The sequence below is a fragment of the Rhodococcus sp. YH1 genome (assembly GCF_009939605.1).
Taxonomy (GTDB): Bacteria; Actinomycetota; Actinomycetes; order Mycobacteriales; family Mycobacteriaceae; genus Rhodococcus; species Rhodococcus aetherivorans.
In genome coordinates, this window is record NZ_WVTE01000083.1 from 1 (window position 1) to 9,446 (window position 9,446).

The window sequence follows — 9,446 nt, forward strand, 5'->3', positions numbered from 1 at the left end:
CGAACATGTTCATGATCACCGGACCGCAGAGCCCGTTCACCAACATCCCCCCGTGTGCGCAGAACACTGCCGATTGGATCGCCGAGGCCATCGCCCACCTCCGCCGCGAAGGCGCGACCCGCATGGATCTCGGCCGAGAGCCGGGTCACCGCGGGCTGCAGGGCGGCCTCCGACACGTCCTGCGGTACGTACGTATGGATGTACGGTTGCAGCGCGTCGAGCAGGATCTCCGTCTTCTCGGAGGAGCCCGACCCGAGCTCGACGAGCATCTCGGGGCGGGCCTCGTCGGCCAGTTCCGGTGAATGCTTTTGCAGCAGAGCCCGTTCGGTGCGGGTGGGGTAGTACTCCGGCAGGCGGGTGATCCGGTCGAAGAGCTCGCCGCCGCGCGCATCGTAGAGCCAGGTCGGCGAGAGCCACTTCGGCGACGACGTCAGCCCGCGGCGCGCGTCGGCCCGCAGCGACTCGTCGAGCTGCTCCGGGGTCAGGTACACGTCCACCGTCATGAAACGGCCACCTCCATGGGGGACACGATGAGGTGTCCCGGTCGGGCGCTGACCAGGTGCCGGTCCGGCACCTGACGCCAGCGCGGATCGTCGTCGTACGGTTCCGAGGACACCACGGCGACGTCCTCGTCGACGAGGGTCCACAGCGAGTGGTACCAGGCCGTCGCCCACAACCCGGAACCGTTGCCCAGCAACAGGTTCAGCCGCGAACCCGGCGCGACCGCGAGCACGTCGTGGACGAGCCGCATCAGCGCCTGCTCGGGCCGCGAGGAACGCAGCCGCGAGTACAGCAGCAGCCACAGCGCGGCCGCGTCGGTGGGCGACTCGAGCTGCAGCAGTTCGGCCACCGGCAGGCGCTGGGCCAGCGAGACGAGCGAACCGGGCCACCCGCGGACCAGCCCGTTGAGGCTGAACGCCCAGCCGTCGCGGGTGAACGGGGCGCAGGCCGAGCGCTCGACGGGCATGCCCTCCGTCGCCGAGCGCAGCGACGCCATGACGGCTCCGGCGCTGATGTGCGAAAGGCCTTCGGCGACAAAGGGGTCGGACCAGATCGGAGCGGGGTTCCGGTAGCGGCCGAAGCCGTCGGCACCCCACCATGCCACCCCGAACCCGTCGGCGTTGATGGTGCCGCCGCCGCGCATGTCCTTCGGCGCCCACGATTGGCGCAACAGCGACCGGGGTCCCTCGGTCACCAGGGAGCTCACCGAGCGGACCGGCCCGAGATATCCCAGGTGTCTACACATCCGGCACGTCCCGCGCGCAGCGGAAGCCGGCGAAGATCTGCCGCCGGATCGGCAGGTCCCAGTTGCGGAAGGTGCCGCGGCAGGCCGCGGGGTCGGTGCCGAACGAGCCGCCGCGCAGCACCCGGAAGTCGCCGCCGAAGAACACCTCCGAGTACTCCCGGTACGGGAAGGCGGTGAACCCGGGATACGGCTCGAACCCCGAGGCCGTCCATTCCCACACGTCGCCGATCAGCTGGTGCACGCCGAGGCGCGACGCACCCGCCGGATAGGCACCGACGACGGCCGGCTCGAGGTGCCGCTGGCCGAGGTTGGCGTGGGCCTCGGTCGGTTCCTCGTCGCCCCACGGGTAGCGCCGGCTCGCCCCGGTCAGCGGGTCCCAGCGGGCAGCCTTCTCCCATTCGGCCTCGCTGGGCAGCCGGCGCCCGGCCCAGCGCGCGAACGCCTCGGCCTCGTGGAAGCACACGTGCACCACGGGCTCGTCGGGATCGAGCGGCACCACCGCCCCGAACCGGCGGCGCCACCACGTGCCCGAGTCGTCGCGGGTCCAGAACTGGGGGGCCTCGAGACCCGCCTGCTCGCGGTGCACCCATCCCTCCGGGCTCCACAGCTCCCGGCGGGCGTAGCCGCCGTCGGCCAGGAACTCGAGGTAGCGCCCGTTGGTGACCGGCACCGTGTCGATCGCGAACGCCGGTACGTACACCCGGTGCGCGGCCCGCTCGTTGTCCAGCGCCCACGGATCGGTCGAGGTCCCCATCTCGAACTCGCCGCCCGGGATCAGCACCTCCTCCGCGGCCGGCGGCTCGGCGCGCCGCGGCGGCGGTGGGGCGTCGAGCACGGGCGATCCCGCCCGCAACTGGTGCGTGGCCAGCATCGTCTCCGCATGCTGCACCTCGTGCTGGACACTCATCGCGAAGACGAATCCGTCACGGGTGAGGTCGGTGTCGAATGCACACTGCGCCAGCACGTCCGCCGCCCGCGCGCGGACCTCCGCCGCGTAGCCGCGGGCCTCCGCCGGCCCGAGCAACGGCAGCGCCGGACGGTCCGCGCGGGGATGCCGGAAGGCGTCGTAGAGGTCGTCGACGTCCGGGCGCACACCGCCCTGACCGCCGGCCGCCCGGAGCAGCCAGCGTTCCTCCTGGTTGGCGATATGCGCGAGATCCCACACGAGGGGGCTCATCAGCGGCGAATGCTGAGCCGTGAGCTCCGCGTCGTCGATGTCGGTCAGCGCGAGGACCCGCGCCCGCGCGCGGGCGAGGTCCCGGCCGAGCCGGGTGCGCAGACCGCTCACCGGTCCTGGACCTCCGGGGTGCGACCGCGGCAGCACCGCGCCGCCGCCGAGTCCAGGGCCGTGGTGAACCGCATGTCCGGCGACGCCTCCGCGGCGAGGGCGAGCAGTCCGACCGCCGCGGCCCGGAGCTCGAGGTCCGCGAGACCGAACTCGGCAGCCTCCTGCCAGCGGTCCACGACGGGTGCGGCGACGGCCAGGGCCTCGTCCATCACGGCCGGCGAGGTGAGCAGCGCCTCGACCGCGGCGACCGGGACCTGCCAGAGGGCACCCGGCTGGGCGTCGATGTACCGGACCTCGAGATGCCCGGCGGGACGCACCGGCGGAAACAGGGTGGTCAGGTGGTAGTCCAGGTCGGCGACGGTGGGCCGGCGCCCGATCTCGTCGTCGAGACCGCCGCCGAGCCAGTCCGCGAACGACGCACCCGGCGGCGCGTGCCAGTCCCCGTCGGACGCGCGCACGCACAGCAGCGGCGCGTCGAGCGCCCAGGCCGGGTAGTGCGCCGGATCGGGGACGGGCGTGGTGCGGTCGGCGTCCAGCGCCAGCCAGGTCCGCATCCGCTGCGACGCCCAGGTTCCGTCCGGGGCGCCGCGCAGCGAGGGGGAACACGCGAACGCGGCCACGAGCGCCGGTCCGACGGCGTGCAGCACCCGCCACCGGCGGGCCAGCTCGTCGTCGTCGGCGCCGGCGTCGACGCTCACCTGAGTGGCGGCGGTGCTGTTCATCATCAACCGGCCCAGCGGCCCGATCCGGTCGAACCGGAGCTCCATCGCGCTGTACCGGGGGGTGCGCAGCAGCCGCTGCGGGGGGCGCAGTTCGTCGGCCGCCGCGTCGATCATGTCCACCGACCGGCGCGCCAGCAACGCACGGAGCATGCGGGCATCGGCGGTGAGACGGTCGCAGACCTGCCGCGCCGAGCCACACGGCACGCTCGACAGTTCGACCTGCCCGCCGGGCTCGAGGGTCACGGCGCTGCCCGACGGCAACGGCCGCGCCGAGGAGCCCGGAGCCAGCTGCCGGGGGGCGTGCGGGCCGAGGGCCTCGAGGATCGCCTGCAGCTCCGGCCGGGCGCTCGTGCCGTCGGCCCGGGCCGTGAGCCATTCCAGTTCCACCCCGATCAGCCGGGGCGGCCCGAAGCGGAAGCTCACCCTTCGCACGTGCAGTTCGGCGGCGGTTCGCGAGGCGATGCCGGCGTCCGCGCGCGGCACCGCCGTGTCGACTGTGATCACCACTCGGTCCGCCCCTCCCTCGCCTGTGGGCCAGCTCACGGACGAGCCTAACGTCAACCGGCGACAGGATGCGGGTGAACGCTCACGGCACGGCCCGGCGCGTCGCCCGTGCGAGGACACCGACCGCCAGCACGGCGGCGCCGACCCCGACGGCGCCCGGCGGCAGCGTCAGTGTCAGCGCGACGCACCCGACGGCCCCGATCACCTGCAGGAATCGGGGGTAGCGACGGTGCTCGTCCCGCTGGGTGAAGGCGGACAGGTTCGCGACGAGGTAGTACACCAGCACCCCGAAGGATGAGAATCCGATCACTCCGCGCAGATCGACGGTCGCGACGAGCAGGCACACCACCGCGGCGACGGCGAGTTCGGCCCGGTGCGGCACCGCGAACCGCGGATGCACCGCCGCGAGCGGGCGCGGCAGATCGCCCTGCCGCGCCATCGCGAGTGCGGTGCGGCCGACGCCCGTCACGAGGGCGAGCAGGGCGCCCAGCGACGCGACCGCGGCCCCGGCCACCACGACGGGCGCCGCCCACGCCCAGCCGCCCGCGCGGACCGCGTCGAGCAGCGGCGCGCTGCTCGACGCCACCCGGTCCGGCCCGAGGCACGCGAGCAGGGTCACCCCGACGACGGCGTAGAGCAGCACCACGAATCCGAGGGCGCCGACGATCGCGCGCGGGATGGTCCGGCGCGGCTCGCGCACCTCCTCACCGAGCGTTGCGATCCGCGCGTAGCCCGCGAAGGCGAAGAACAGCAGGCCGGCCGCCTGCAGCACCCCGTACGCGCCGCCGCCGACGGGGCCGAACGGATCGGCGGGCTGTGCCCCGGGGCCGGCCCAGCTCGCCGTCACCGCCACGGCGAGGGCGACGAGCACCAGCGCCACGATGATGCGCGCGAGCCGGGCCGTGCGGGTGATGCCCCGGTAGTTCACGGCGGTCAGGGCGAGGACCGCGGCGACGGCGACCGGCCGCCGCCACGGTTCCGGCACGGCGTAGGCGGCGAAGGTCAAGGCCATCGCCGCGCAGCTGGCGGTCTTGCCGATCACGAAGCCCCAGCCCGCCACGAAGCCCCACCACGGCCCGAGCCGTTCCCGGCCGTACACGTAGGTGCCGCCGGACGTCGGATACTGCGCGGCGAGCTGCGCCGACGACGTGGCGTTGCAGTACGCCACGACCGCGGCGACGGCCAGGCCGACGAGCAGGCCCGCGCCGGCCGCGGCGGCGGCCGGCGCGAACGCCGAGAACACCCCCACCCCGATCATCGCACCGAGCCCGATGGCGACGGCGTCACCGGTGCCGAGCCGCCGCTGCAGGGGTGTCGGTTCGCTCACGCGTACATTCCAACCACGAAGACATGAACGGGAGGTACGTCCTCGATGCTCGACCTGCAACGCGCCCGTCGGGACACGCCCGGCTGCTTCGACCGGGTCTTCCTCGACAGCGCGGGCTCGTCGCTGCCGCCCACCCCGGTGCTGGAGACGACCGTCGCGCATCTGCGGCGCGAGGCCGAGGTCGGCGGGTACGTCGCGGCCGCGGAACGCGCCGGTGACCTCGCCGCGGTGAAGACCTCGATCGCGCGGCTGATCGGCGCGGAGGCGTCGTCGATCGCGCTGGTCGAGAGCGCCACCCGGGCGTGGGCGAGCTTCTTCTACTCGGTGCCGCTCGGCGAGGGCGACCGGATCCTGCTCACCCGCTCCGAATACGCCAGCAACGCCGTCTCCGCGCTGCAGCGCGCCCGCGCGACCGGCGCGACGGTGGAGACGATGCCCACCGACGCGCTCGGCCGGATCGACGTCGACGCCCTCGGCCGCACCCTCGACGAGCGGGTCAAGCTGGTGTCCGTCGTGCACGCCCCGACCAACGGCGGGCTCGTCAACCCGGTGCGGGAGGTGGCCGACGCCGCGCACGAGGTCGGTGCGCTGGTGCTGCTCGACGCGTGCCAGTCCGTCGGCCAGCTGCCGGTGAGCGTGCCCGAGTTCGACGTCGACGCGCTCTCCGCGACCGGTCGCAAGTGGCTGCGCGGACCCCGCGGCACCGGCTTCCTCTACGTCCGCCCCCGGCTGATCACCGAGCTCGAACCGGCCGTGCTCGACCTGCACAGCGCGCAGTGGACGGCCCCGGACGAGTACCGGGTCGCCGACGACGCGACGCGGTTCGAGCTGTGGGAGACCAACGTCGCCGCCCGCCTCGGGCTCGGCGCCGCCGTCGACTACCTGCTCGACTTCGGTGTCGACGCGGTGACCGAGGCGGTCGCCTACCGGGCCGAGCACCTGCGCGACGGGCTGGGCCGGATCCCCGGCGTGGCCGTGCGCGACCTCGGCAAGGAACACAGCGGCATCGTCTCGTTCACCGTCGACGGCTGGGATCCGGCGCACCTGCGCGAGGCGCTGGCCGCCGAGGCGATCACGGTCACGGTCAGCGGGCGCGGCTCGACGCTGCTCGAGATGTCGGCGCGACGGCTCGAGTCGGTGGTGCGGGCTTCCCCGCACTACTTCGTCTCCCCCGCCGACGTGGACCGGTTCCTGGCGGCCGTGCGGTCGCTCACCCGGTCCTGACCGTCCCGGCAACCGGGACAGCCGGTACCGCTCCCCCAGGTCGCGTGGTCAAGGTGTGCGAATCCCCGCACCACTTCGAGAGGATCGCGATGACCGAGACCAGTCCCGTCCGTCCTGTTCCCGTCGACCGGATCCCCGCCTGGGATCTCGAGGCCGACGTCGTGATCGCCGGATACGGCATCGCCGGTGTCTGCGCGGCCATCGGCGCCGCCGACGCCGGAGCCGACGTGCTGGTGCTGGAACGCACCGGCGGGTGGGGCGGCGCGGCCGCCCTCGCCGGCGGGTTCGTCTACCTCGGCGGCGGCACGGCCGTGCAGCGGGCCTGCGGGTTCGAGGACTCGGTGGACGACATGCGCGCGTTCCTGACTGCGGCACTCGGACCGGGCGTGGACGAGGAGAAGATCGCCGCGTACTGCGCGGGTTCCGTCGCGCACTTCGACTGGCTCGTCGGGTGCGGGGTGCCGTTCAAGCACGAGTTCTGGGGCGAGCCCGGGTGGGAGCCACCCACCGACGCGGGCCTGCAGTACACCGGCGGGGAGAACGCGGCGCCGTTCCACACCGTCGCCCGGCCCGCGCCGCGCGGTCACGTGCCGCAGATGAGCAACAAGCGCACCGGCGAGCAGGGCGGCGGCTACATGCTCTTGAAGCCGCTCGCCGAGAAGGCCGCCGCGCTCGGGGTCCGCGCCGAGTACGACGTGCGGGTGCAGACCCTCGTCACCGATGCGTCCGGACGGGTGGTCGGGCTGCTGGCCAAGCGGTACGGCACCGACCTGGCGATCCGGGCGCGCCGAGGGGTCGTTCTCGCCACGGGCAGCTTCGCCTACAACGACGACATGGTGCGGGCGTACGCGCCGCATCTGGTGGGCCGTCCCGCCGCGTCGATCGAGGAGCACGACGGCCGGGCGATCCGGATGGCGCAAGCCCTCGGCGCCGACCTCGCGCACATGAACGCGACCGAGGTGGCGTTCTTCTGTGATCCTCAGCTGATCGCGCGCGGCATTCTCGTCAACGGGCGCGGCCAGCGATACGTGCCCGAGGACACCTACCCGGGCCGCATCGGTCAGCTGACCCTGCTGAAGAACGACAACGAGGCGTTCCTCGTCATCGACGAGGCGGCGTACGAGGCGGGGATGGCAGCCCCGACGTCGTCGGAGCAGCTGCGCCATCAGCCGAAGTGGGTGTGCGAGACCGTCGCCGACCTCGAGGCCGAGATGGGTCTGCCCGAGCAGGCGCTGCAGTCCACGGTGCAGCTGTACAACCGGCACGCCGCACGGGGCGAGGACCCGCTGCTGGGCAAGAAGCGCGAATGGGTGAAGCCGATCGGTTCGCCCGTCGCGGCGATCGACCTGCGCGGCATGACCGGCGGGTTCACGCTCGGCGGCCTGCGCACGAGCCTGGACTCGGAGGTGCTGCACGTCGACGGCGCGCCGATCCCGGGGCTGTTCGCGGCGGGACGGGCGGCGGCCGGGCTGTCGGCGTGGGGATACTGCAGCGGCATCTCCCTCGGCGACGGCAGTTTCTTCGGCCGGCGGGCGGGCACCGCCGCCGCGCGCGGCTGAGCGCAGGGCGGCGTTCGACTGGCCCGGGCGGATCCGGTAGAGTCGTTCGAGTTGTCTCGGCGAGGGTGAACCGCGAAATCGCTGGCTCACCGTGATCGACGCGGCTGCGGCTCCGCTCGAGCGTGTCCACGCTCCTGGCCGCGCGCGTCGCCCCTCGCCGGGAAGACCGCCCCAGTTCGAGCCATATGCGTAGGAGCCTTTCAGCATGTCCGACGAAAACCGTCTCGTAGCCGCCGTCCGTACCGAGTTCGGCAAGGGTGCCGCCCGCCGCGCCCGCCGCGACGGTCAGGTCCCCGCCGTTCTGTACGGCCACGGCACGGACCCCAAGCACCTCGCCCTCCCGGCCCGTGAGTTCGCGGCCGTGCTGCGCGCCCACGGCACCAACGCCCTGCTGACCCTCGAGGTCGACGGCGGCGAGGAGCTGGCGCTGACCAAGTCGGTCGTCGTGCACCCGATCCGCAACTACATCGAGCATGCCGATCTGCTCGTCGTGAAGAAGGGCGAGAAGGTCACCGTCGAGGTCCCGCTCGTGGTCACCGGCGAGGCCGCCTCCGGCACCCTGGTCGTCAACGAGGTCAGCACCGTCCAGCTCGAGGCCGACGCCCTGAACCTGCCCGAGCAGGTCGAGGTGTCCATCGAGGGTGTCGAGGCCGGTACCCAGATCCTCGCGAACAACGTGCAGCTGCCCGCCGGTGCGACCCTGCAGGGCGACCCGGAGCTGCTGCTGGTGAACGTGGTCGCCGCACCGACCGCCGCCGCGATGGAGGGCGAGACCGCGGAAGGCGAGGCCGCCGAGGCCGAGGAGGCCTGAGCCCCCACCGGCTCCGCGTGACGTGACGAGCGGCGCGTCATCCCACGGGATGACGCGCCGCCGTCGTGACAACACCCGCCGCAACGGAAGGACACCGCCAAGTGAGCGACGGCACCGCCCTCGTCGTCGGGCTGGGCAATCCCGGCCCGCAGTACGAGAAGACCCGCCACAACGTCGGCTGCATGGTGGCCGACACGCTCGCCGCCCGGGTCGGCGGAAAGTTCAGCGCGCACAAGCGCAGCAACGCCGACATCGTGCAGGCCCGCCTCGACGGCCGGCAGGTGATCCTCGCCAAGCCACGCACCTACATGAACCTCTCGGGCGGGCCGGTCGCCGGACTCGCGCGGTTCTTCTCCGTCGAGCCCGCCGACGTCGTCGTCCTCCACGACGAGCTGGACCTGGACTTCGGCACGATCCGGCTCAAGCTCGGCGGCGGCGAGAACGGCCACAACGGGCTGCGGTCGATCTCGAGTGCCCTCGGCACCAAGCACTACCTGCGCACCCGCATCGGGATCGGCCGCCCGCCCGGCCGCATGGACCCGGCCGACTACGTGCTCAAGCCGTTCTCCTCGACCGAACGCAAGGACCTCGACCTGATCCGCGAGCAGGCCGCCGACGCGGTGGAGCTGTTGCTGCGGGTCGGCCTGGAAGAGGCGCAGAACAGGCTGCACTGAGCGCGGCGTCAGCCGCCCAGCAGGTGCACTGAGCGCGGCGTCAGCCGCCCAGCAGGTGCACTGAGCGCGGCGTCAGCCGCCCAGCAGGTGC

General features: G+C 73.2%; 9 protein-coding genes. 4 read left to right on the plus strand and 5 right to left on the minus strand.

Going from position 1 to position 9,446, the window contains the following annotated elements:
* The 5 genes from AIIKEEIJ_RS08235 to AIIKEEIJ_RS08255 form a co-directional block, all read right to left on the minus strand.
* The coding region (locus AIIKEEIJ_RS08235; RefSeq protein ID WP_238406262.1) for an L-histidine N(alpha)-methyltransferase at window positions 1-503 on the minus strand (503 nt) is incomplete at its 3' end.
* Window positions 500-1,246, minus strand: a complete 747-nt coding sequence (gene egtC, locus AIIKEEIJ_RS08240; protein ID WP_006938912.1) for an ergothioneine biosynthesis protein EgtC — start codon at window positions 1,244-1,246, stop codon at window positions 500-502. The genes AIIKEEIJ_RS08235 and egtC, both read right to left, overlap by 4 nt.
* Window positions 1,239-2,534, minus strand: coding sequence for an ergothioneine biosynthesis protein EgtB (gene egtB, locus AIIKEEIJ_RS08245; protein ID WP_065922876.1), 1,296 nt, complete (start codon window positions 2,532-2,534; stop codon window positions 1,239-1,241). The genes egtC and egtB overlap by 8 nt, the downstream gene beginning before the upstream one ends.
* Entirely contained in the window at window positions 2,531-3,763 is a 1,233-nt protein-coding gene (gene egtA, locus AIIKEEIJ_RS08250; protein WP_029542112.1) for an ergothioneine biosynthesis glutamate--cysteine ligase EgtA, read from the minus strand. The genes egtB and egtA overlap by 4 nt, the downstream gene beginning before the upstream one ends.
* Window positions 3,764-3,842: 79 nt before the next feature.
* On the minus strand, window positions 3,843-5,087 hold the full coding sequence (locus AIIKEEIJ_RS08255) for an amino acid permease (protein ID WP_161995400.1): 1,245 nt from the start codon (window positions 5,085-5,087) through the stop codon (window positions 3,843-3,845).
* Between the two features lie 45 nt (window positions 5,088-5,132).
* Here AIIKEEIJ_RS08255 and AIIKEEIJ_RS08260 point away from each other — a divergent pair, with 45 nt between their 5' ends.
* The 4 genes from AIIKEEIJ_RS08260 to pth all read left to right on the plus strand — a co-directional run bounded on the left by AIIKEEIJ_RS08260 (window position 5,133) and on the right by pth (window position 9,355).
* On the plus strand, window positions 5,133-6,311 hold the full coding sequence (locus AIIKEEIJ_RS08260) for an aminotransferase class V-fold PLP-dependent enzyme (protein ID WP_006938916.1): 1,179 nt from the start codon (window positions 5,133-5,135) through the stop codon (window positions 6,309-6,311).
* Window positions 6,312-6,400: 89 nt separating this feature from the next.
* Window positions 6,401-7,870, plus strand: coding sequence for an FAD-binding protein (locus AIIKEEIJ_RS08265; RefSeq protein ID WP_161995401.1), 1,470 nt, complete (start codon window positions 6,401-6,403; stop codon window positions 7,868-7,870).
* Window positions 7,871-8,075: 205 nt separating this feature from the next.
* Window positions 8,076-8,681, plus strand: coding sequence for a 50S ribosomal protein L25/general stress protein Ctc (locus tag AIIKEEIJ_RS08270; RefSeq protein WP_006938918.1), 606 nt, complete (start codon window positions 8,076-8,078; stop codon window positions 8,679-8,681).
* A gap of 101 nt (window positions 8,682-8,782) precedes the next feature.
* The gene (gene pth / locus AIIKEEIJ_RS08275) at window positions 8,783-9,355 is read left to right on the plus strand and encodes an aminoacyl-tRNA hydrolase (protein ID WP_006938920.1); all 573 of its coding nucleotides are present in this window, start codon (window positions 8,783-8,785) and stop codon (window positions 9,353-9,355) included.
* Window positions 9,356-9,446 lie beyond the last annotated feature (91 nt).

Excerpts from the sequence above, each read along its gene's own strand:
- egtC (WP_006938912.1), bottom strand. The coding sequence starts at position 1,246 with ATGTGTAGACACCTGGGATATCTCGGGCCGGTCCGCTCGGTGAGCTCC.
- AIIKEEIJ_RS08260 (WP_006938916.1), top strand. The coding sequence starts at position 5,133 with ATGCTCGACCTGCAACGCGCCCGTCGGGACACGCCCGGCTGCTTCGAC.
- AIIKEEIJ_RS08265 (WP_161995401.1), top strand. The coding sequence starts at position 6,401 with ATGACCGAGACCAGTCCCGTCCGTCCTGTTCCCGTCGACCGGATCCCC.
- AIIKEEIJ_RS08270 (WP_006938918.1), top strand. The coding sequence starts at position 8,076 with ATGTCCGACGAAAACCGTCTCGTAGCCGCCGTCCGTACCGAGTTCGGC.